Raw genomic sequence first — 26,258 nt, 5'->3', positions numbered from 1 at the left:
CATGAAGATAACAGCAATTGAATATTTCAGGTTGGATATGCCTCTGGCCATCCCTTATAAAATAGCCTACGAAACAGTGAGTAAAACCTCCAATATTATTCTTAAACTAACTACAGATACAGGGCCTACCGGGTGGGGATGTGCTGCTCCGGATCCAGAAGTAACCGGCGAAACAGCTGAGGATGTTATTCAGAATATAGAAAGTATTCTCATTGGATTACTTAAAAATCAGTCTCCTTTTCAGATTGCCCGAATCAATCACGAGTTAAAGAAACTTTGTCCTAAAGCTTCTTCTACAATGGCAATGGTCGATATTGCTTTGTATGATATAATGGCAAGGAAGGCCAGGTTACCATTGTATCAATTGCTGGGCGGATACAGGAGTGAAATCCCGACGAGTATTACCATTGGGATTCTTTCACTAAAAGAAACCATCGAACAGGCCAGCTATTATTTAAAAAAGGGATTTTCGATCATCAAGTTAAAGGGTGGTTTACATATAGAGGAAGACATTGAAAAGATCTTGAAATTACGTGAAAGGTATGGTGATGCGTTTTTATTGCGCTTTGATGCAAATCAAGGTTATACCCATGAAGAGACCATTGAGTTTATCAATAAAACCCAAAGTGCAAACATTGAAATATTTGAGCAGCCTACTAAACTGAAAAAAGAAGAACAATTAGATGAAACCAGTCAAAATATTGGTGTACCCATAATGGCAGATGAGAGCATGAAAACGCTAAAAGATGCATTTAGAATGGCGAATAATGATTTAATTGACATGGTGAATATCAAGGTCATGAAAGTAGGTGGTATTACCGAAGCAAAACACATCAACTCTGTGGCAAAAGCTTCTGGAATGGAAGTAATGGTGGGTTGTATTGATGAATGCAGTTTAGGTATTTCGGCCGGCCTCCATTTTGCATTGAGCAGACCAAATATTGAATTTGCCGATCTTGACGGCCATCTTGATTTACTCGAAGACCCCTTTACTGATTTGTTTCAACTCAAAAAAGGAATTCTGTATCCTTCTAAAGCTTATGGTTTAGGAAAAATTACATTGTAGCTCAAATGTGTTTACATAGCCCATGGCGGCAGGATACCTGTCATATTTGAAAAAAGCCAGCGCGTCGTTTTGCACAATGTTGTTGACCCCTTGTTTTAATGAAGGGGAATACTGTTGATGGTAAGTTGAATTGATTTCAAATCATAATCATAATGATTTCAAGTTTTCAGATACCTGTAAAAACATATAATGTTTTGATAAATTTCTATTGAAATGGATATGAATCATGCGATTAGCCATGGCATGATATGGGTAATATTTCAAAACTTCAAAACTTTATTGTATTTTTAAACGATAAGTTTCAAGAATATATGTGTGTATGCTTTGAAATTTAGACAACCAAATGAACCAAACTCACTATGAAATTTACAAGATTTATTAAAATTGCCGCGTTTATATGTTTGCAAGTTATGCTGCTTTGGTCGTGCAGGAATGATAAGGAAGTACCGCCTTTTCCTGTGCATGAGAACGAGTACCTTCAGCCAAAAACCAAGAGTTTTTCTTTTTCTGAACCTGATACCTTAACCTGGATCACACAGGCCCCGTCAAAAATTAAAGCGCTGCCAACCACTAAATTTGATTTGGATAAGCTTCCGGGTAAACCCTTTGATATTGGAATTCCCGAGAAATTTATTGGACCCATGATCAAAAAGAACTTGGATTGGGATAGCTTGCCCAGCACCGATTTTGATTTAGCATCGTTACCAACTCAAAATTTAAAGATTAGAACCACTGTATTGGGGCAACCAACTGTAGTTAAGGCCGGGGCACTTATTTCCTCCCCTAATTCTTCAAGAGGTGTTATGATAGGTGATTCTGAATTTGGCTTCCCGGGGATTCCGGATACTGCTATAAAGGATAAAAACGGAATGCTTTGGTTTGGTACCAAGAAAGGTATCGCCATGTATGATGCTGAAAATTTATTTATATATGGTTTGGAGCAAGGATTGGATGCATCAGATATAACTAACATATTTCAGGATTCGAAGGGAAGGATATGGGTGCATGGTAATGTGGAAACTGTTTTTGTGATTGATTTTGATGCGAAACTTATTCATGAAATCACAAATTCTTTAATTGGCTCTAACAGGCATGGGATGATGGAAGCTGATGATGGGACCTTTTGGTTTGCGCCATTGAGAGACGGTTTTAGAATTTTAGATTTTGAGGCAAAAACCATTAAACGTTTCGGTGTTGAACAGGGTTTGCTAGATTACTTTAATATCACTCCATTTCAAGACAAAGGCGGGTTGATGTGGCTCTCAACAAATCAGGGAGTGAATATCATAGATTTGGAGGCTGGCAAAAACATCCAGTTCACAAAAAAAGATGGCCTATTGGGTACATTTGTGGGCTCATTTTATCAGAATGATTCAGGAGAGATTTGGATCTCTTCACCAGGTGGAGTGAATATAGTAAATAGTGATAAGTCTGAAATTTCTTATCTAACGAAAGATAATGGATTTAGAGATTTCCTCAGTAGTTCATATGTTTTTAAAGATAGTCAGGGTATTTATTGGTTAGGAACGGTTGATGGCTTACTTTTTTCTTATGATGAAAAAGTAGGCTTAATAAATAGGTTTGAGCTGAATCATGAGGGAGGAAATTGGGTATATGATCTGATAGAAGATGAGCAAGGTGATATTTGGGCCTCGATAGCTCAGGGCGGTTTATTTAAGATTAATGTAAATAGCGGCAGGCCAGGTAATTTTCAATCTGACAGTGGCTTAGGCAATAATAATTTTTGGGCTACACTTGTGGCTTCTGATGATAAAATTTGGATCGGAACGCATGGAGGTATTGATGTATATGACCCTAAGAGTCAGACTGTAAGGCATATTGGTACTGCACAAGGCTTGATTCATGAGCGGAATACGAATCTTTTTGAAGATAAAAAGGGACGTATATGGGCCGGTGGGAATACTTCCGGGCTTAGCATTATTGAACCAAAAAGTGGAACCATTAAAAAATTAAGTTCAGATGAAGGCTTGCCTTCCAATAGAATTACAGATATCATAGAGGGTGACGATGGCCAAATTTGGTTGGGGACTGAAGGAGGTGGCATATTGAATATTGATCTTGATAAATCTGTTTACAGGAGCCTGGTCATGAAAGACTCTACTGAAAACGCCACATGGATAGACAGACTCATTTTAAGTGATGAGGGTGATTTATGGTTGGCTAGTCGAGAATATGGTATGAGCCTGATTGACACGAAAGAAGCTACAAGACGTAAATTAACCAGTGCCAACGGATTGGTTTCTGATCATGTTAGTTCCAGTGCTAAAGATGAAAATGATCATATCTGGGTAATGACGGATATTGGGGCACAATTAATTGATCCACTTAATCATACACTCACAACTTTTACGCGCTCAGAGGGATTGTCGGCAAATGACGGTTACGAGGTAATTTGTAATAAAAACAAGGTGTTCTTGGGCACTTCGAATGGTTTGACTATTATAGAACCATTAAGTGGAATGGATGATGACAAGGTTCATTGGAATGTCAAAACACTTGGAAAAGAACAGGGTTTGACTTATGTGGATTTTGCCCAAAACAGTTTTAGTTTTGATAAAGATGATCGTTTATGGGGCGGTGCAGGACTTATCGGTAGTGAAAGCCTTTTTGTTATGGATGAAATTAAGGAAGATTCAACGGCCTACCCGACATATATTACTGCTCTCAATATCTTTGACAAACCTCAAGTATTTACCGATCGGGAGAAAATAAGGGAAAAGACCACAAACATAGATACTTTATGGGTTCGCGATAATAATACTTTCTCTATATTAAACGAATCAGCCAAAGATTCAATTTATCTCAGCCATAACGAGATCAAATGGGAATCGGTTCAAGGGCCTTATAATATGCCTGTTGGCCTGACCCTTGAATATACCCAAAATTATTTGAGTTTCACTTTTAACGGTGCACAGTTTAACAACCCGGATAAAGTTGTTTACAGGTATATACTCGAAGGGATCGATAAAAACTGGAGCCCAATTACAGATAAAATAACCAGTGAGAATTACAGGGATTTACCTCCCGGAAATTATAATTTCATGGTGGCTTCTAAAGGGTTTAACGGGATCTGGAGCAAACCTGCCGAACTGAGATTCACCATACTTCCTCCATGGTGGCAAACCTGGTGGGCCTATAGCATATTTGTATCCTTGTTTTTAGGTTTGGGCTTGGTCATTTTACATTATCGATCAAAGTGGTTAAAGAAAGAAAACAGGATTCTTGAGGAGAGAGTGAATGAACGAACCACCGAGTTGAAAAAAACAATCAATGAACTGGAAAATACACAGTCACAATTGATCCAATCAGAAAAGATGGCCAGTTTGGGAGAACTTACGGCAGGGATAGCGCATGAGATTCAAAACCCCATGAATTTTATCAATAATTTTTCTGAAGTCACCATTGAATTGGTTGATGAAATGTGTGAAGAACTCGATAAAGGGGAAGTCAGCGAAGCCAAGGATATTTCGAAAGATATCATACAGAATCTTGAAAAAATCACCCACCACGGCAAAAGGGCAAGCAGCATTGTGAAGGGCATGCTCGAACATTCCCGAAACAGCTCAGGCCAAAAAGAATTTATTGATATCAATGTGCTGGCCGATGAATATCTGCGCCTTGCCTATCATGGGTTAAGAGCCAAGGATAAGTCGTTTAACGCTGATTTTAAAACAGATTTTGATGAAACACTTCCAAAAGTGGAGATCATTCCTCAGGATTTGGGAAGGGTGGTGTTGAACATCATTAATAATGCATTTTTTGCAGTGACTTCTATTCCTGAAGAGGAGAGAACAGAAGCCTATAAACCTTTGGTTACAGTGAGCACCAAAAACCTGGGCGATCAGGTGCTGATATCCATAAAAGATAATGGCCCCGGTATTTCAAAGGAGATTAAAGACAAGATATTTCAGCCCTTCTTTACCACAAAACCGACTGGAAAAGGAACAGGATTAGGATTGTCTCTGGCCTATGATATTGTTACAACGGGTCATGGAGGAGCCATTGAGTTGAATACAGAGCCAGGTAAAGGCACTGAATTTGTTATATATATTCCGATTAAAAATAAATAGATATTAAAAAAAGAGAATTCATAGAATTTAAAAAATAATGTTATTAACCCCCAAAAAACAAAATAACAATGAGAATATTAGTTGTTGATGACGAAAAAGATGTAGAGTTGCTTTTTCGTCAAAAATTTAGAAAAGAAATCAGAAATAATAGCCTTGAATTGGTTTTTGCCTTTTCAGGTCAGGAAGCATTGGAGATGCTCGAAAAAAGCAACCCACCCAATGTGATTTATATATTTTCGGATATTAACATGCCGGGAATGACCGGTTTGGAACTCCTTGATCAGGTGAAGGAAAAATTCCCCAGCATAAAAATAAGTATGATCTCTGCCTATGGAGACAAAGATAATTACGAGAAGGCTATAGAATCCGGGGCGAAAGAATTTTTCACCAAACCCATAGATTTTGATTCCCTAAGAGCAGAGATCAGAGATTTAATCAATTAAATAAACTCAAAGACCATGATGACGAAAATACTTGTTGTTGATGATGAGGAGGATCTAAAAATACTGATCAAACAACGATTCCGACAAAAGATCCGAAAGCAAGAATACGATTTTATATTTGCTGATAACGGAAGACATGCCCTTGAACAATTGGCTGAACATAAAGATGTGGATCTTATTTTAAGTGATATCAATATGCCAGAAATGGATGGCCTGACGCTTTTAAGTAAATTAAGCGAGCAAAATTCCTTATTGAAATCAGTGATGGTATCGGCCTATGGAGATATGGAGAATATCAGAACTGCAATGAACCGGGGGGCTTTTGATTTTATAACCAAACCCATTGATTTTAAAGATTTGGAGATCACCATAGAGAAAACCATCCTTCATGTTGAAACCTTAAAAAAGACCTTACAGGCGGTAAAGGAAAACAATATCCTGCGGATGTATGTTGATGAAACAGTCATTAACTTTATGGGGGGCAAAGAAATGAAAACGGCCCTTTTTGACAATGAAACCATTGAAGGTACGGTGGTTTTTATAGATATATGCAGTTTCACCACAATCAGTGAAAATGAAACAGCCGACAAAGTGGTTGCTATGTTAAATGCCTACTTCGATATTATGGTGAAAGAAATCATCAAGCAGGAGGGCGTAGTCGATAAATTTCTAGGCGACGCCATCATGGCTTCTTTCAGGGGTGAATATCATTTGGATAGGGCCATAGAGGCTAGCCTGGAGATCAGAAAAGCCATTGAGCATGCAGACATTGGTTTGGGGATAGGCTCATATAAACCCGAGGTCTCTATTGGTATTAACAGCGGAGATATGGTTTGGGGAAACATTGGTTCCTCCACCTTGAAACGATTGGATTATACCGTAATAGGAGATGCGGTGAACATTGCTGCAAGATTGCAATCTGCCGCTAAGAAGGGCCAAATTTTGATTAGTGAAGCCAATTACAAAAAAATTAAGGAGTCTTTTATTTGTGAAAAAATAGGAGAGATTAAAATGAAGAATAAATCTAAACCTATTATGGTTTATCAGGTGATAAGTTAGCTTTTAAGAGCTGCTTTGATACAATTAGTTAAAGTATATGAATCTATCCAAAAAAGAGGAAAAAGAACTGCTCAAGGTATATGAAACATGGTGGAACAGCTATCTCAATGGCGATATAAACACCTATAATTATTATCTGGATGATGATTTCAGGTTTGTTGGATCAACCGGTGGGGAAGAGTTTTTAAACAGAAAAGATACAACAGCATTTTTTGAAGCTACAGCCGATCAGTTGGCAGGAAAGGCAAAATTGGAAAATGTGATTCGAAGTATTGAAACTTTGGATGGTATGGTGCTGATTACCGACTTGGGAGACGCTTTTATTCTCGATAAGGGTAATTGGGTTTATTATGCCAGGTTCAGATTCACTTCATTAATGCGAAATACTTCAAAGGGCTGGCGATTTTTTTACCAGCATTTCTCTACACCGGATCTTAAAGCCCAGGAAGGCGAAACCCTTGGTTTAGAAAAGGTCACGGCCGAAAACCTGCAACTGCGAACTGCTATAAAAAGGCGAACTGCAGAATTGGAACTAAAAAACCGGGAGCTGGAAATAGAGGCTTCGCTTGAACGCGTTAGGGCCAGGGCCATGGCCATGAAAAAATCTGACGAGTTGAGTGATCTTGTCAATACTGTTTTTGAAGAATTAACCAGACTTGATTTTGCGCTTTCCTGGTGCATCATCAATATTATAGATGAGCCTTCTTTGTCAAATATGGTTTGGGGTGCAAATACCGAGAAGGGAAAACCCCCGGAATCGTATTATATGAAGTTTGAAGACCATCGTTTCCATCACGAGATGCTAAAAGCCTATCAGGATAGGCTGTCCAAATGGGTTTTTGAACTGAAAGGGAAAGAAAAGAAGGAATATGATGATTATTTGTTTGGTGAAACAGAGTTTAAAAGAGTTTCCGATTCGGTTCAAAAAGAGATGCGCAAATCAAAGAAGTATGTTGCCTCTTTTACCTTTAGTGATTTTGGAGGTTTACAAACCATAGGAGAAGCACCTCTGTCTGATGCCAGTCTTGATATACTTGCCAGGTTTGGTAAAGTATTTGACCTCACCTACACCCGCTTCAATGACCTTAAAAAAGCAGAAGCCCAGGCAAGGGAATCCCGGATTGAACTAGCTCTTGAAAGGGTGCGTGCCCGAACTATGGCGATGCAGGAATCTTCAGAATTACAAGAAGTCATTAATTTATTGCATAAAGAATTTAAAGGATTAGAAGTAGCGATCACAGGAGGTGTTTTTATTGCCATTAACGATGAAATAAAAGAAGAAATCAATTGCTGGGGTTCAGGGGGAACAACAGATTATATGGAAAGAGTGCACATTCCATTTTTAAACAGAGGCATCTATACTGGACTCATAAAGAACATTCAAAAAGGCCCGGGATTTTTTACTGAAGCATTTTCAAATAAGCTTAAAAAGGAATTTTTTAAACATCTTTTTAAACAGGCTCCCTATTCAGAAACTTCTGATGAACATCAAAAAGAATTACTGAACAGGGCAGGCGGATACACCCGCTCTTGTTCGGTATCAAAAAACACCAGTATATTTATCATTAATCATCACGGTGTAAAATTCTCAAACGAAGAAAACGAAATTCTACGACGATTTGGAAACGTCTTTGAACAAACCTATACACGCTTTCTTGACCTTAAGAAAGCGGAAGCCCAGGCAAGGGAATCCCGTATAGAACTCGCCCTGGAAAGAGTGCGCGCACGAACTATGGCGATGCACAATAGTAGTGAATTAGCAGAGGTTGCATCGTTGTTGTTCGAACAAATTAGAGAATTGGGTATTGAAGTTTGGACAACTGGTTTCAATGTGTGGTTAGATGAGGATAATGTCTATGAAGATTGGATTACAAGCCCTAAAGGAGGATTTATTGAGCCCTATAAAGTTGATACAACGGAATTTCCGGTTTTTATAGAAGTTCGAGAAGCGAAACAAAGAGGAGATACTTTTTTTGTTCAATATGTGGAAGGCGAAATGCTAAAAAGAATGTATCAGCAACTGAGTAATTTTGCTCCGGCTCAATTTGAGATCATGCTGAAAGATGGATTTCAATTTCCAAAACACCAATACGATCATTTTGTATTTGGTTCTTCTGTTAGCCTTATGTTTATTACATTCGAACCAGTGCCTGAAGCGCATGATATATTCAAGCGCTTTGGAAAAGTATTCCAGCAAACCTATACCCGTTTTAATGATTTGAAACTGGCAGAGGCTCAGGCCAGAGAATCACAGATACAGTTGTCTTTAGAGCGTGTGAGAGCCAGGTCCCTGGCCATGAAATCTGCCGATGAATTGCATGAGGTATTGAGTGTTTTATTCAGGCAATTCGATATTCTCGGCATAAACCCGGTCAATGTGTTTTTAAGTCTTTTTGATCGCGAAGAAAGAACCACGACTTACAGGGCATCTGGAAAATCTGGAAAAAGAATTCCCGGAAAGCAGGTTGTTGGGATTGATAGTTTGGAGGCCTGGACCGTCTTATTCGACAAATGGAAAAATGATTCCTCAGATGCAATAGAAGTTATTTATTACCCAAAAGAAGTTATCCCTGAAATTTTTGACCTCTTCACTGAAACCTTCTCTGCCATGCCGGAAGAAGACCGTATGACAGCAGACGATTTTCCCAACGGAGGCTACTCCGTCCTTGGTTATACTCCATTTGGATACTTAGGGTATGATCACATCTGTGGACCAACTGAAGAAGAAAAGGATATTCTAACGCGTATTTGTGTTGAATTTACAAGAGTGTATCAGCGTTTTCTTGATATTCAACAAGCTGAAAAGCAGGCCAGAGAGGCTCAGATAGAACTGGCTTTGGAACGAGTTCGAGCCAGGACAATGGCCATGCAAAAAAGTGAGGAACTGGCTGATGTTGCCACCATTTTATTCCAACAGGTCAAGGAATTAGGTATTGAGCAATGGACATGTGGCTTTAATATCTGGGAAACAGGCGATACTCATTTTACTTTTTATCCCGGTGGACCGGATGGAGAAATTCTGGACTCGTGTGAGGTTCCACTTACAGAGCATCCCATTTTTAGGCAATTCGATGAATCAAAAAGGAGAGGTGATGAACTTTTTGTCTATGAAAAGGAAGGAGAAGTACAGGCAGACCATTATAAGTATATGCATTCCCTTCCGGGTATTGGAGACATGCTTCAGGGCATGTTGGATAAAGGCTTGGAGTTTCCCAGTTTTCAAATTGATCATGTGGCCAATTTTTTATACGGTAACTTGATTTTCATTACCTATGAACCTTTCCCCGAAATGCATGATGTTTTTAAACGTTTTGCCAAAGTTTTCGAACAAACCTATACCCGTTTTCTGGATTTACAGAAAGCGGAATCACAGGCAAGAGAGGCGCAAATTGAAGCTGCTTTAGAACGGTTGCGTTCGGCCTCAATGGCCATGCACCAGACAGAAGATATTGGAAAGGTAGTTGTTGTTTTTTTCGAGCAGTTAAAGGTCCTGAACGTTGCTTTTGCTCAAGCATGGATTACCATCTTACATCTGGAGGAAGGCTATTTTGATACCTGGTTTTCTCCCATCGATGGTATTTATGATGCACCCCAACATTTTCAGATGCCAAGTGCACCATTTGAGGAAACGACCATCAAAGGCTGGTTGGATGGGGTGTCCTTCTCCTACCTGTCGATTGAGAATAAGGAAGAATTGGAACAATTTTACAAAGCCTGTGATGAAATGACGGGTTCCAAATATTTTACGAACAGTCAGCAAAAGCTTCAATTGGAAAAATTGGAAATTCTGGAAGCTAATCACAAATACGGCATGATAAGTAAGTCGAATAATGAAGCTCCTAAAAAAGAAGAGAAAGATCTTCTTTACCGGTTCGGTAAAGTTTTTGAGCAAACCTATACGCGCTTTCTTGATCTGCAAAAGGCCGAAGCACAGGCAAGAGAGGCACAGATTGAAGCGGCTTTAGAACGAGTGCGTTCCCGAAGTATGGCGATGCACAAAAGTAATGAGCTTAAAGAAGTCGTAAAAGTGATTTTTGACCAGATGGCTCACCTGAAAATCAATGCTGATCATGCAGGCATTGTGGTAGATTATGAACCAAAGAAAGACTTTCATTTTTGGGTCGCAGACCATCAGGATATCCCGGCCAGGATAACGGTTCCTTACCTCGATTTGGTTTGGGACAGACAATTCACTGAAGCAAAAAAGAAAGGCAAGGATTTCTTTTCAACACAATTGAATTTTGATGAAAAGAATAGTTTTTATAAAAAACTGCTTCCTCATATTGAAAATTTATCTAAAGAAGCACGGGATTTTTATTTCAATTGTCCGGGATTGGCAGCATCAACGGTTATACAAAAGGATATCGGCCTTTATATTGAAAATTTCTCAGGTATACCTTTTTCCGATGAGGAAAATTCAATCCTGATGCGCTTTGGAAAGGTTTTTCAGCAAACATACACACGCTTTTTTGACCTTCAGAAAGCGGAGGCTCAAGCCAGAGAAGCTCAGATAGAAGGAGCACTTGAAAGAGTAAGAAGCCGTACCACAGGTATGCAGAAAAGTGAGGAATTGAGAGAAGTTATTCAGGTAATTCACGACCAATTAATTGATTTGAACTTTCAAATTGATGCTGCCGGTTTTACACTCGATTATCATCAAAATAATGACTGGAACGTTTGGATTGCAAATAAAGGTGAATCACTTCCTTCGTTGATGTATATGCCTTATATCGATCACCCGCAATTCAACTACTATAAATCAGCAAAAGAAAAAGGGCTGGACTTTTTGGCAAATACCCTTTCTTTTGAAGAGAAAAACAGCATTTTTAATTACATGTTTGGCTTTATGGGTGATTATCCCCAAGCAGAAAAAGACGAGCTCCTTAGTAAACCGGGATTGGCCATCTCTCAGGTTTTTTTAAAAAACATCTCTCTTTGGATATACAATCTTGATGCGATACCTTACTCAGATGAAGATAACAGCACGCTCATGCGCTTTGGAAAAGTTTTCCAACAGACCTATACCAGGTTTCTTGACCTCCAAAAAGCGGAGGCTCAGGCACGAGAGTCCCAGATAGAAGTGGCATTGGAAAAAGTGAGAAGCAGAACCATGGCAATGCAAAAGGGTGAAGAGCTAAAGGAAGTTGTAGTGCTTTTGTATAAGGAGCTCATTGATCTGGGTGTCACGAATTTCGTTACCTGTGGTTATGTTGAAGTAAATGAGAAAATCAACAGACAAATTACCTGGGTTACCAGTCCTGGTGGAGATTCTTTAGGATTATTTTATCTACCATTAACCGGAGATGCCACTTTTGATGAACGTTATGCGGCATGGCAGCAGCAGCAAACTATCTTTCATCAAGAGGTAGCCGGTGAAGTAAGGAGCAAACATCTTGAATATGCCATTACCACATTTAATTCTAAAGAGGCGGAGCAAATGGTTTTGAGCCAGTTTCCTGACCCAACCGTATTTTATTGCTTTAATTTTTCACATGGATACCTTCACCTGGTAACAGGTGCAGAACTAAAAAATGAGGAAGAGATTTTGTTGGCCAGGTTCACAAGGGTATTTGAACAAACCTATGCACGTTTCCTGGATCTTCAAAAGGCAGAAGCGCAAGCCAGAGAAGCACAAATAGAAGCTGCACTAGAAAGGACGAGGAATCAAAGTATGCAGATGCAGCATTCGGATGAAATAAAAGATTTATCCAAAATTTTTCACGAACAACTGATTGGTTTAAATATTCCTTCGGAGTTTTCTTATGTCTGGCTCCCTGAGGAAGATAAACAGGAGCATATGTTTTGGGCTACATGGTCGGAAACCACTAAAGGATCAACATCTACCTTGAGCAAATCGGTTGTTTATCCACTTGACAAAACAGAGCCCTATACGGCAGCCTGCTATAAAGCATGGGCAAGTGAAGAACCGGTTCATGAATCCAATATTTTACCAGAAGAAACTGCTAAGTTTTTTGATACCTGGAAGGAATTACTTAAAGGAGCTAAAAAGCTTAAGGCACGCTATTTTCCTGAAGGAATTTATTATGCTGAAGCCTATATGAAATACGGTTGTTTCGGCATCAATATCAGACGGGCTCTTCAAAATGATGAAGCAGATATCCTGCATCGTTTTGCCGTTGAATTTGAACGCGCATATACCCGCTTCCTTGATCTTCAAAAAGCAGAAGCTCAGGCAAGGGAGGCAGAAATCGAAGCAGCATTAGAAAGAGTTCGGTCTCAAACAATGGCCATGCACAATAGTCAGGATGTAGGGAAGACCGTTGTGACTTTTTTTGACGAGGTGATGAAATTGGGTCTAAACAAAAGTATTCGCTGCGGAATTGGAATTCTTGAAGACAGAGAGAAAATGGAAACATGGTCGGCAACTTCTTATCCCAATGGTGATGTAGATCTACAGGTGGGCCTTCTGGACATGAAGCGGCATCCCTTGATCAAAGGTTTGGAAACCGCATGGAAAAACAAGGAAGACGGATACAGCTCTGAGCTGATTGGAGAAGATGTGGTTCGTTATTATGAGCAATTGATAGAAGAACCCGACTATCCTTTTCACATCGATCTTGAAAATTTATCAGACATAGAGTACCACAGAAGTTTCTTCTTTTCATCAGGGATCATTTTTACTTTCACAAAAACCCCGTTATCAGAAGAGGCAGCTCTTGTTTTAAAAAGGTTTGCAAGTGTTTTTGGACAGACCTACAGAAGGTTTTTGGACCTTCAAAAAGCAGAGGCACAGGCCAGGGAGGCACAAATTGAAGCGGCGTTGGAAAAAGTGCGAAGTCGCTCTCTTGCAATGCATGCGGCATCGGAGTTACAGGAGGTGGTACAGGTTGTGGCGGAAAAATTGAAGGAATTAGGGGTAATTCTCGATGTAGGGGGTGCCGTTATCTGCACTTATTTTCAGGACTCAAAGGACGTCATGCACTGGACTGCCTCTTTTGACCCGTCACACCCTTCGATACCTTACTACCTCCCGTATTTTGACAGTCCCTTGTTCAATGAGGCCTGGGCCTCAAAGATCAGTGGGGAACCAACTTTTGAAAAGGTCTTTTCCTTTGAGGACAAAAATGATTTTTTCCAAAAGGCATTTGAGTTTTCCGATTATAAGAATTTACCTGAGGAATATAAAAGAGAAATCCTGGAAGCACCGGATCATGGGCTTTTCTTTGCCTGGTCCAGGAACTCTGCTCTGATGATCCCGTCACATACCGGTATAATTTTAAAGGAAGAACACAAGGAAATTCTAAAACGGTTTGTAAACGTATTCGAACAGGCCTATATACGGTTTATGGACCTCAGGAAAGCTGAAGCCCAGGCCAGGGAGGCCGAAATAGAAGCTGCACTGGAAAGGGTTAGAAGTAAGACCATGGCGATGCATAATAGTCAGGAAGTTGGGCAGACGGTCGCTTTGATGTTTGATGAACTAGTAAAATTGGGCATTGATAAATCGGTAAGATGTGGCATTGGGATCCTGGATCACAAGAAACCGATGGAATTATGGACGGCATCTTCAGATGCGAAGGGTGAAGTTATTTTAAATATCGGGTTTCTCTCCATGTCCATTCATCCCCTGTTAAAAGGCATAAAAAAATCCTGGATGGATAAAAATCCGGTTTTTAACTATGAGCTTAAAGGTAAAGATCTGATAAAATATTTTAAGGCGCTTAACGAATTTCCTGACTACCCTTTTCATACAGCATTGGAATCATTGCCAAAAAGTGTCGTTCATAACAGTTTTATCTTTTCAGAAGGTATCCTGTATGCCTTTTCACCTGCTCAGCTTTCAAGGGAAGAAGAACAGATATTTAAAAGGTTTACAGGTGTGTTTGATCAGACCTACAGGCGTTATTTGGACCTTCAAAGGGCAGAAGAACAAGCCAGAGAGGCTCAGATTGAAGCGGCACTGGAAAAAGTACGCTCCAGAACCATGGCCATGCAATCAAGTACAGAGCTTGTTGAAGCAGCGAATTTATTGTTCAATCAGATCAGGGAATTGGGTATTAATGCCTGGAGTGCCGGATATAATGTGCTCTCTGATGATAAAACCCAAAGTAAATGCTGGATGAGCAGCGAAGATCAGTTGCAGGACCCTTTCCCCTTGTATTATACCGAGGAGGCCTCTTTTATAGAAATGGGAAAGTTTTTAAAAAGCAAGGCAGACTTTTTTGTTCAGGAGTTAGGGGGCAAAGACTTGGTACAACATTATGATTATATGAAATCCTTGCCCGAACTTAAAGAGACTTTCAAAGATCTTCAAAAGGCCGGACTTGCTTTGCCAACCTATCAGATTAATCATCTGTGCAAATTCAGTCAGGGCTATCTTTTATTTATCACTTATGAAAAAGTTCCTGAGGCCCATGATATCTTTAAAAGGTTTACAAGGATCTTTGAACAAACCTATACACGTTTCCTTGATCTTAAAAGGGCAGAGAACCAGTCAAAGGAAGCCCAGATTGAACTTGCGTTAGAAAGAGTAAGGGCGAGCAGCATGGCTATGCATAAAAGTGAGCAATTAGCCGAAACTGCCGAAGTGCTCTTTGAACAATTTGATCTTTTAGGGATCATTCCTGACCGGATTAGCATTGCTATATATAAAGAAAAGAAAAGGATATTTGAATTGTGGTCTACTGACCAAAATGGTAAAATAGTTAGTCACGGACATGATTTTTCTATCGATGAACCTACGTGCATCTCTAAAACTTACAAAGCATGGAAGGAAGGGAAGGAAACTTTTAAAGTTGATCTTAAAGGAAAGGAATTAAAAGACTGGGCCCGTTATGTAAAGGAGGAGGCAAAGATGGAACTGGATGAATCTCAAATTCAAGGAAGAAGAGTTCAACATTGTGCTTTTTTCTCACAAGGCTATTTATTGTTGAGTTCTCATTTGCCAATTTCACATGAAACGAATGAATTATTAGTCCGGTTTACGAAAGTTTTCCAACAAACCTATACCCGCTTTCTCGATCTTCAAAAGGCGGAGAATCAAGCCAGAGAGGCTATTAAACGCGCTTCGGTAGACAGGGTTCGGGCAGAAATAGCCTCTATGCGGACTACGACAGATCTTAAGCGGATCACGCCTTTGGTCTGGAATGAATTAACTGCGCTGGACGTTCCTTTTATACGATGTGGTGTTTTTATCATGGACGAAGAAAGGCAACAGGTACAAACTCATTTGTCGACACCCGATGGAAAGGCAATTGCGTCTTTTGAGCTTCCTTTTGAAAATACAAAACCTTTAGACGAATTGTTACCCTATTGGTATAAAAAAGAAATGTATACAGATTATTGGGATGAATCAGCATTTAAGGAATCGACAAAAATCTTAATGCAACGCGGTGCTATATCATCAACCGAAACCTATGTGACAGTAAACCAGCCAACCAGTCTGCATTTGCATTTTCTGCCTTTTTTACAAGGAATGTTGTATGTAGGGAGCGAAATATCGTTGAACGAAGATGAATTAAATTTGGTTCAGGATCTGGCCGAAGCATTTTCTACTGCCTATTCGCGTTATGAAGATTTTAATAAACTGGAACAGGCCAACAAAAAAATAGAAAAAACCCTGGTAGATTTAAAACAAACTCAGACACAGCTTATTCAAGCTGAAAAGATGGCTTCTCTGGGAGAACTTACTGCAGGAATTGCCCATGAGATACAGAATCCGTTGAATTTTGTCAACAATTTTTCTGAAGTCAGCCAGGAACTGATGCAGGAAATGCACGAAGAACTCGACAAGGGTGATCTTGCTGAAGCCCTTGAAATAGGGAATGATATTGAACAGAACCTTGAAAAGATCAAACACCACGGCCAACGTGCCAGTGAAATCGTAAAAGGCATGCTGCAGCACAGCAGAAGCAGCAGTGGTGTAAAAGAACTAACCGATGTCAATGCCCTCACAGATGAATATTTAAGACTGGCCTATCATGGCTTACGGGCAAAGGACAAATCATTTAACGCCAAACTGGAAACTGAGTTTGACGATCACCTTGAAAAAATAAACGTCATTCCCCAGGATATCGGGAGGGTTATTCTCAACCTGATCACCAATGCTTTTTATGCGGTAAACGAAAAGAAAAATGAACAGGGACCAGGCTATGAACCTGTGGTAAATGTCTGTACTAAAAAGATAAAAGAAGGCATTGAAATTAGCGTGAAAGATAATGGCAACGGCATTCCACAAAAAGTACTGGACAAGATATTCCAACCTTTTTTTACTACTAAACCCACTGGTCAGGGAACAGGCCTTGGGCTTTCACTTAGCTATGATATTATAAAGGCGCATGGGGGAGAACTGAAAGTTGAAACAAAAGAAAATGAAGGGACCGAATTTACTATTACCTTATCAATAAATTGAATTGCATGACTTTGGAAAATGAAAATTTACTCCACGAGACCTATACCATTTTTAAGCAATTGGTGTTTTATGATTATCCGATTGAGAGATCATCTCATTATCTCAATGAAAATTTAATGGGTTATGGAACACATGTCGACGAAAAGATCCTTGGGATCAAAAGTTTTAATGATGTACTGAAACTCCAGCGGGATCAATCTATAGGACTTGATATGAAAGTGGGAGAAAACCCGGTCTTTAAGAAATTCCTGGTAAACGGTAATTCAGCTGTTTTTGTGGAGGAAATTCTCATCTCGATGAATGTCGAAGGGAATGCCATGAGTATCAATTGCCGACTCACTACGGTATTGGAGTATACGGATAAAAAATGGCTGGTAGTGCACTTTCATGGGTCATTGGCTGCAGGAAATGAGGGGGACGAGGATACCTGGTCGGCGAATGAGCTGAAAGAAAAAAACAAAGAACTCGAAAAAAAAGTAGCCGAAAGAACCGAAGAGCTCAGGGTTTCTCTTGAGAATCTTAAATCCACTCAAAACCAGTTAATTCATTCTGAGAAAATGGCTTCTTTGGGTGAACTGACTGCAGGTATCGCCCATGAAATCAAGAATCCGCTCAATTTTGTCAACAATTTTGCAGAAGTAAGCAATGAGCTCATAGATGAAATGAGGGAAGAAATTGAAAATCAAAATTTCGAAGAGGTAAATGAGATTGCATCGGATATCAAGCAAAATTTGGAAAAGATCAACCATCACGGCAAGCGGGCAGATGCCATTGTAAAAGGTATGTTGCAGCACAGTCGCAGCAGTGATGGTAAAAAAGAACCCACAGACATCAATGCTTTGGCCGATGAATATTTACGATTGGCTTACCATGGTATACGGGCAAAAGACAAATCTTTTAATGCCACCTTAAAAACAGATTTTGACGATAGCATTGGCAAGGTCAATATTGCCGCCCAGGATATTGGCAGGGTGATCCTGAATTTGATCACCAATGCATTTTATGCGGTGGATGAAAAGAAAAAATCCGGCGCTGAAAATTACGAACCAACGGTAACTGTAAGTTCCAGAAAAGACGCTGAAAAAATAGAAATCAAGGTGATCGATAATGGAAATGGCATTCCTGAAAAAGTGCTTAATAAAATATTCCAACCCTTTTTTACGACCAAACCCACGGGGCAGGGAACCGGATTGGGCTTATCGTTAAGCTATGATATTGTCAAGGCGCATGGGGGAGAGTTAAAGGTTTTGACGTATGAGGGTACAGGAAGCAGTTTTGAAATAAAATTACCACTAACAAAATAACTATGGTGAAAAGATTATTCAACAAGTCAATTTGTTTAATGGCATTGTTTTTAATGAGCCAGTTTATACTGGTTCAAGCACAGGGTGTTAATGCTTTATTTAGAAATATCACTTCAGCAGAAGGACTTCCCAGTACTTCTGTAACCGGTGTGACGCAGGATTCGTTTGGCTTGATCTGGATTGGTACTTGGGATGGTGTCTATCGATTTGATGGAATATCCTTTAAAAAAATGCTGTATGAGGGCCGTTATGTCATAGCTGATGACAAGGGAGGTGTTTGGGCATCTCAGGAAGCCGGACAACTTGCCTATTTCGATTCTAATAAGGATTCCTGGAAAGAATATAAAGGTTTGGACACCGAGAGGTATGGGCAAATTAGTATCGATCCGGATGGTAATGTGTTTGCGAATTCATCAAAAGGCTTTTTGAAATTCAATGAAGAACTGGATGATTTTGTACTGGACGAAGGTCAAAATGGGAATCCGGTTTTCGGCAATAGCATTGGGGATAATGGCAGATCTCACTTCTTGAGTTATGATACATCTCGGAGAAAGGCGGTTTTGGGACTTCGCGACGGGAAAGGTAAGTTTAGCTATGAGGATTTTCCTGTTGATCAAAACGATGCGGAAAAGAGAGCCTTCGACAGGAGTTTTCCAATTATAGCAATCCCTTATTTAGAAAAAGGAACATTGATTGTCAATGCAGATGGTTATGCCTTAAGGGAAAATGACCAGGCAGATTGGACTTTTCATAAGCCCGATGTTGCTGAGGCTCTAACAGAGATGACATTAAGCGGGAATATATTTAAAGATGGGTGTCTTTGGTCGAGTCAAATCGATAAACTTGTCAAGATAAAGATTGAATCAGGTGAAACTACGGTTTTTAAAAGTAATGCCACCAACAGAAATAGTATCCTGCCCGGTAGCGGAAGATTTACCGGGAATGTCATTTTTATTGATCGCCAGGGAGTGATATGGATTCCAAGATTTGCGCATGGAATAAGCAGGTTGAACTTGTATGAGTCTGATTTTGGTTTGCTTAAAGATGAAGAAGGGTTTCCGATAAGAGATGTTATGTCTGCATTTGAACTGGAAGATGGAAGTTTCTGGATCGGGGAGAGAACAACTGACAGAAAGGGGTTGATCCATTTTGCTCCGGACGGAAAGTCAATCCTGCAAAGAATAGGGTCAAATGACAATTACAACATTAAAGGGAAATCACAGAGTAATAAACTAAGCCATCCTTTTGTTTTCTCCCTGCTAAGTTCATCCGATGGGTCCCTCTGGGCAGGCACCGGCTCTCCCGGAGCGGAAAATGGGGGATTAAACAGGATAAGACCAGGGTCGGATTTGATCACCATATTCAAAAATGACCCTGAAGATATATCATCACTGCCAAATAATTGGATTTGGGACCTTTTTGAAGATAGAAATGGAAGAATCTGGATCCGATCCAGGGGAGAATTGTCATTTATAGAACCGAAAACAGAAAAAATAACGCGCTTTACCCCAAAAGGGATTTCAGGAAACTTACGTCCATTGCAACTTGATCCCGATGGTAATTTGGTAGTCTCATGGAGTGCCGGGGATGATAGGTCCTTTGGAATAATAGACGCCGATATTTTAAAAATAGATACGGTAAAAATAAATTTTCCGGACAAAATTAATTTTTGGAACGCAGGCCCGCATTACGATGATCTCGGGAGGGTTTGGTTTGCAAGCAATACTGGATTCGGTTATACCGACACTAACTATGAAAAAGTACTTGAATGGTTTGATTTTAAGGAAATTAATTTTCCTGCTTCGGAGATTATAGCGATGAATTCTGATCTTGACGGGAACTTGTGGTTTGGTACAGATAACGGTATTGTAAAATTTGAACCCGAAATTGCTAAGATGATTCAGTTTGGTTTTGAGAGAGGCATCCAGGGGAATTTGTTTCACAGCGGATTGGACTACAGGGGCCCATCCGGAAGGATCTATTTTGGAGGTACCAGTGGTATCAACGTATTCGATCCGGCTAATATGACTATGAACCCTCACCCGCCTGAAATGGTTTTTACGGATATTCGTCTTGACGGAACCTCGCTTTCTGTTTTACTGGATTCAATTTCACGAAAACCTGTGATCGTAATGAAGGAGTTTTCAGTGGGCCCGGATATTGGAACCATCTCTTTAGACTTTGCAGCAATACATTTTGGTGGTACAAAAAGCAACTACTATGAATATAAGCTGGAAGGGTTTGATAAAACCTGGAAAAAAGGGGGTTTTACAGGGAGTGCGACCTACACCAATTTACCTGCCGGCGACTATAATTTCAAGATTCGTGGAAGCAACCTTGACGGAGTCTGGAGTGACGATTCAAAAGCCATCATGATAAGGGTTCTACCGCCATGGTACCAGACCTGGTGGGCCTATTTCGTATATCTTTTGCTGCTGATCATCATCGGATGGCAAACCCATTTATATATGAAGAAAAGAACGATTAGAAAAGAGCGTGAGATTGCACGTGAGCGGGAACTTGAGCAGGCAAAGGAAATTGAAGCAGCTTATACCGAGCTTAAGACAACTCAGGCCCAACTGATTCAATCTGAGAAAATGGCTTCTCTGGGTGAACTGACTGCAGGTATCGCCCATGAAATCAAGAATCCGCTCAATTTTGTCAACAATTTTGCAGAAGTAAGCAATGAGCTCATAGATGAAATGAGGGAAGAAATTGAAAATCAAAATTTCGAAGAGGTAAATGAGATTGCATCGGATATCAAGCAAAATTTGGAAAAGATCAACCATCACGGCAAGCGGGCAGATGCCATTGTAAAAGGTATGTTGCAGCACAGTCGCAGCAGTGATGGTAAAAAAGAACCCACAGACATCAATGCTTTGGCCGATGAATATTTACGATTGGCTTACCATGGTATACGGGCAAAAGACAAATCTTTTAATGCCACCTTAAAAACAGATTTTGACGATAGCATTGGCAAGGTCAATATTGCCGCCCAGGATATTGGCAGGGTGATCCTGAATTTGATTACAAATGCATTTTATGCGGTGGATGAAAAGAAAAAATCCGGCGCTGAAAATTATGAACCAACGGTAACTGTAAGTTCCAAAAAAGAAGCTGAGAAAATAGAAATTCAAGTGGCTGACAATGGCAATGGAATTCCCCAAAATATATTGGATAAAATATTCCAACCTTTTTTTACAACCAAACCCACAGGGCAGGGAACAGGTTTAGGTTTATCTTTAAGCTATGATATTGTCAAGGCGCATGGAGGAGAACTGAAAGTTGAAACAAAAGAAGGGAAAGGCACTATATTCAGTATTAATTTCACTGTTTAGCAAAAAAACACGCATAAAAAAACCCAACATAGCGTTGGGTTTATACATTTTTTTTTTGGTTTCATCTACATGGCGTCCAGTTCGGCCAGTAACTTTTCTGAATTGGCTTTTACATTGGCTGGAGGATCTAAAGAAAGTGATTTCTTCAGGTACTTGATAGCGTTTTTCTTGTCTCCCATGGTCTTGTAACATTCTCCTAAGCTGTCATGTACATTGGCATTTGTTGGATTGTTTTTAACATTGAGCTTAAAAAATTTTAAAGCATTGTCATAATCTTTGTTGTTCATCATTTGGTAACCAAGAATGTTCAATTGGTTCATATCAGCTATACTTGCAGCCTCTTGCATCAGTGCAGTGTACTCAGCTGTTTTGCCCATTTTTTGGAGAATCTGTCCCTTAAGAGCAAGATTATTGAATGTTTTTTGGCTATAGAAATTACCTGAGATGGCGCCGTCTACCCATCCTAAAGCTTCATTTAAATCCCCTCCGTTATTTAAAGAGAAACGTGCTGCTTGCTCCCAGTTCTGTCTGACAAAGCCTAATTGCCCCCTGCTTTTGTCCCTGAATTCATCCAAGACAATTTCTGTTACATCAAATTCTACAGTAAAGGGAAATTCTTTTTTCTCCCATACCAAAGATGTAACAGCCGATGTTGGTGTTAGGGCATTGAATTCATAGGTAAGCAATTCTTTATGAGGAACAGTATTTGTTGTAATATCGACTCGTAATGCGTCATTGTTGGGGTCGTAAAAATAACTTCCCCATGAATTGATGTCTTGGGATAAAATGAGAGTCGCTTTATCACCTTCCTTAACTTCAATATGAAGTCCATAAGTTCCTGCTTTAATATCTTTTCCTTCTATTTTGGCGTCATGAGAAAAGCTAATTGTAGTGTTTTCATCTGCTCCGGCTCGCCAGGGAGACGTTGTTGCATTACCAAATCCAAGGTTGTTCATACCATAGGGCACTAGTTTTCCCCAAATTTCACGGCCTTTTACACCTGGCCTTGAATAGTTAATCGTAATGTCTGACGTACCTATTCGCTGAGACACGGTTGCATGTTGACTCCCGCGAGGGGTATTAATTTGTGCCTGGGCAACAAACGCAGTAAATAAGAGTGCCGCTAACATAGAGGCAACTCCAAAAAATTTGTACAAATGTTTCATATTATTTTGGTTTTAATGAATTACATTAAAAGTAGTAGCTTATAGCCTTCGGTGTTGTTATGGGAATGTTAAAGTCCCTTAAAACACTGTTAATTAACGAAATCTCAAGACTTTGGGTGTTAGGTTTAAATTTGAAATGTGGGAAGCTGGGGTAGTGAAGGTCAATAAAAATTATTTCTGTCAAATATTTTCAATAGATTTACCAAAACAAAAAATTTTTAAAGAAATCAACCGATCAATTTTTAGTGAAGAACCTAATATCAGGGTCGATAAAACATAAATTTATGCTTAAAATAAGAATATCAATTTTTCTATTAACAGCTTTTGTGAATATTGCAGCAGCTCAAGACAAACCAGCGTATCAATTGTTTAAAAATGATGGGAAAAAGGTGAAATATGAAAAAATGATCAAGGACCTTGCTAAGAGTGATATGGTGTTTTTTGGTGAATATCACACTGATCCCATATCGCATTGGATGCAGCTGGAAATGAGCAAAAGCTTTTTTGAGATAAAAGGGGACAAGCTGTTTTTTGGGGCCGAGATGTTTGAAAATGGCAATCAGTTGGTGATCAATGAATATCTCAGTGGACTATATGCTGAGGATAAAATGATTCCCGAAATCACACAGATGTGGAAAAACTATAGTACTGATTATAAACCCCTGCTTGACTTTGCAAAAGAGAATGGTTTACGATTTATAGCGACAAATATTCCCAGGAGATATGCTTCAATGATCAATAAAAAAGGAATTGAGGCCTTAAGTGAACTTAGCCCGGAAGCACGCGCTATGATTGGCCCTGATTTGGAAAAATATTTTGACCCTACTGTAAAAGCATATGCTGAAATGGCTGATATGATGGGTGAACACGCACCACCAAACATGTTAAACATACAAACAGCCCAGGCTGCGAAAGATGCTACTATGGCACATTTTTCACTCATGAATTTTAATCCCGGAGATTTTCTGTTTCATTTTCAAGGATATTACCATTCAAACCATGAACAGGGAATCATATGGTGGATCAATAAAATCCGTCCTGGATTGTCGATAAAATCTGTGACGACGGTAACACAAACTGAATGGAATGAAATGACAGATGACGAAAAATCAACCATTGCCAACTATATAATTGTTGTAGCTGATGGCATGACACAATCAGAGAGATAAGTAATTTAAAAATATTGTGTAAATTGCATAAGTACAAACAAAATTTAAAGGGCTAATGAGCTATTCCCACGGCCGTTAGCCCTTTCCTTTTTTATGGAAAAGAATAATCTTTTTTGGCTCAAAGTAATGCATTGATAAGTTCTCATGTGTGTTCTCGAGAAACAAAACCAAATAAAGGCAGCTAATTACCGTTATCTTTAAGATCGTATTCCAAAACTGAAAAAATTATGAGGAAATTTGGAAAATTGAATTTCTACATCATCATTACCTTGTTTATGTTTGCTTCATGCACGCAACAAAAAGAGACATCTCAAGAACCAACTTCTGATTTTTGTGACAGTATTCACAGAAATGATAGTATTAGTTTATCCGATGAACTTAAGGATGTCGCTCATTTAATGGAGCATAAAACCGGGGTTCATGTACTCGAAGATGGCGCTGGTTCAATGATAGCCAGGGCCTGGCTCACCGAACATGCCGAAAAAACAATCGACATCCAATATTTTATATTTTCAACTGACAATATTGGTCTCATTGCCTGTGATTATTTGGTCAGGGCCGCTGATCGGGGTGTTAAGGTCAGGATCCTGGTTGATGACATTATGGTAGATGCAGAACTGGATGATATTTTAACCATGGACTCTCATAAAAACATTACGATCAAGATCTATAATCCCGGAGTTAATCTTGGTAAAAACTTATTTAGTAAAGCCAAAAAGTTTATCACCGATTTTAGATCGGCCAACCAGCGTATGCACAACAAAACCTTTATTGTAGACGATAAGGTTGTCATTACCGGAGGACGCAATATTGCCGATGAGTATTTTGATTATGATCATCAGTATAATTTTAGAGACAGGGATGTCTTATTGCTGGGAAAAGAAACCAATAAAGTTGTGGCTTCCTTTGATGAATTCTGGAGCCATTCTTTAAGCGTTGATGTACATGAGTTGAGTGATAACCCGCTAACTGCTGATGCCGGTGAAAATACATTTGACAGACTTCACGAGTATGCCTGCAACCCTGAAAACTTTTGGCCCCAGGTAAGAAGCAGGATAGAAAATTTCCCTATGGCATTCAGGGAATTAAAAGAGACCGGAGCAATTGCCTGGGTGGATAAGGTTGATTTTGTTTCGGATGTTCCCGGTAAAAACGATGGTACAAACGGCCTCGGTGGAGGTGGTTTATCAACGAGTGCCTTGATAGATTTAGTAAAAAACGCAAAAGAATCAATTGATATCCAAACCCCATATCTGATTACTTCTGACTTGAGCCAGGGACTTTTTAGAGAAGCTGTACAGAGAGGGGTAAAAGTAAGGATACTGACAAATAGCCTGGCCTCAACCGACAATGTTGAAGCTTTTAGCAGCTACCAGAGTGACAGAAACACACTTCTCCAAACCGGGGTTAAGATTTTTGAGTTCCGTCCTGATGCGGCAGAACGCACAAAGATGATGACAGGTGAATTACAGAAAACCCTGGATCATAAACCTATTTTTGGCCTCCATGCCAAATCCATGGTGGTCGATGGTCATACCACGATTATTGGGACATTTAACCTGGACCCAAGAAGTGCCAATTTAAATACTGAATGTGTAACCATTATCCATTCTGAAGAAATTTCAAAGCAGGTCCTCAAAGGGATGGAAGAAGAATTTAAACCTGAAAATTCCTGGGAAACCACAGTTGATTTTAATCCTGACTCCGAAGTAAACAACCTTAAAAGAGTAAAGACCTGGACGCGTAAAATCCTTCCAAAAGAAATTTTATAATGCACCGGTGAGGCTCAGTAGAATAAAGAATGTCGAACAGGGAACGCTGAATTTCGAAGTTTTCTCCAGAACTAACATTATAGATTAAATTTTAGCACAGCCTGCGGGCAGGCATGTTCGATTTCACGCATTCACGTATTCAAGCATTCAAGCATTCACGAATTCCCGCATTGTAGCATTTCAAAAACAGGTTTTATGCCTAAATTTCAAAATATTCGACCACTTATTTCGTTATTAACTGTGCGACTAAAAATAAAGCTATGGAAGTCTGTGAAAAAGAAAAACGAAATTTGACTGTTGAATTAATTGTTTTAATACTGGTTTTTTGCACCACACTGGCCTATTTGCTCAACTTTTTATAAGGGGATGTGAGTCATGTGAATAACAAGAACATTCCTTTAAAGGCTTCTCAAAACATTGATGAGTCTAGGTGAATTAAAATTCATTTCTCGTAATTGCTTGTCAGCTTTTCAAAATA

Annotated in this window: 10 protein-coding genes; 9 read left to right on the top strand and 1 reads right to left on the bottom strand. The window is 39.5% G+C overall.

The window, feature by feature from the left end; genetic code table 11:
* Position 1 precedes the first annotated feature (1 nt).
* The 7 genes from AABB81_RS10715 (at position 2) to AABB81_RS10685 (ending at position 21,673) form a co-directional block, all read left to right on the top strand.
* Complete coding sequence (locus AABB81_RS10715) at positions 2-1,066, top strand: mandelate racemase/muconate lactonizing enzyme family protein (protein WP_342160496.1); 1,065 nt, start codon at positions 2-4, stop codon at positions 1,064-1,066.
* A 359-nt stretch (positions 1,067-1,425) separates the two neighbouring features.
* Positions 1,426-5,157 (top strand): two-component regulator propeller domain-containing protein, encoded by a 3,732-nt coding sequence (locus AABB81_RS10710; RefSeq protein WP_342160494.1) that lies wholly within the window; start codon positions 1,426-1,428, stop codon positions 5,155-5,157.
* 68 nt (positions 5,158-5,225) lie between these two features.
* Positions 5,226-5,600 carry a response regulator gene (locus AABB81_RS10705; RefSeq protein ID WP_342160493.1) on the top strand — a complete coding sequence of 125 codons (375 nt, stop codon included), beginning with the start codon at positions 5,226-5,228 and terminating at the stop codon, positions 5,598-5,600.
* 15 nt (positions 5,601-5,615) lie between these two features.
* Complete coding sequence (locus AABB81_RS10700) at positions 5,616-6,659, top strand: adenylate/guanylate cyclase domain-containing protein (RefSeq protein ID WP_342160492.1); 1,044 nt, start codon at positions 5,616-5,618, stop codon at positions 6,657-6,659.
* Positions 6,660-6,696: 37 nt separating this feature from the next.
* Complete coding sequence (locus AABB81_RS10695) at positions 6,697-17,031, top strand: ATP-binding protein (protein WP_342160491.1); 10,335 nt, start codon at positions 6,697-6,699, stop codon at positions 17,029-17,031.
* A 5-nt stretch (positions 17,032-17,036) separates the two neighbouring features.
* A complete protein-coding gene (locus AABB81_RS10690; RefSeq protein ID WP_342160489.1) occupies positions 17,037-18,335 on the top strand; it encodes an ATP-binding protein in 1,299 nt (432 codons plus the stop codon).
* A gap of 38 nt (positions 18,336-18,373) precedes the next feature.
* On the top strand, positions 18,374-21,673 hold the full coding sequence (locus tag AABB81_RS10685) for a sensor histidine kinase (RefSeq protein ID WP_342160487.1): 3,300 nt from the start codon (positions 18,374-18,376) through the stop codon (positions 21,671-21,673).
* Positions 21,674-21,738: 65 nt separating this feature from the next.
* Here the strand turns inward: AABB81_RS10685 and AABB81_RS10680 are convergent, their stop codons facing one another.
* Positions 21,739-22,839, bottom strand: a complete 1,101-nt coding sequence (locus AABB81_RS10680; protein ID WP_342160486.1) for a DUF2911 domain-containing protein — start codon at positions 22,837-22,839, stop codon at positions 21,739-21,741.
* A 284-nt stretch (positions 22,840-23,123) separates the two neighbouring features.
* Between AABB81_RS10680 and AABB81_RS10675 the strand changes: the two genes are divergently transcribed.
* Positions 23,124-24,008: a ChaN family lipoprotein gene (locus AABB81_RS10675; RefSeq protein ID WP_342160485.1), complete on the top strand. Its 885-nt coding sequence runs from the start codon at positions 23,124-23,126 to the stop codon at positions 24,006-24,008.
* A 227-nt stretch (positions 24,009-24,235) separates the two neighbouring features.
* Complete coding sequence (locus tag AABB81_RS10670; RefSeq protein ID WP_342160484.1) at positions 24,236-25,780, top strand: phospholipase D-like domain-containing protein; 1,545 nt, start codon at positions 24,236-24,238, stop codon at positions 25,778-25,780.
* The last annotated feature ends 478 nt before the right edge of the window (positions 25,781-26,258 follow it).

This window comes from Lutimonas vermicola (assembly GCF_038433205.1).
Taxonomy (GTDB): Bacteria; Bacteroidota; Bacteroidia; order Flavobacteriales; family Flavobacteriaceae; genus Lutimonas; species Lutimonas vermicola.
This window is presented reverse-complemented; position numbering and strand designations above follow the sequence as displayed.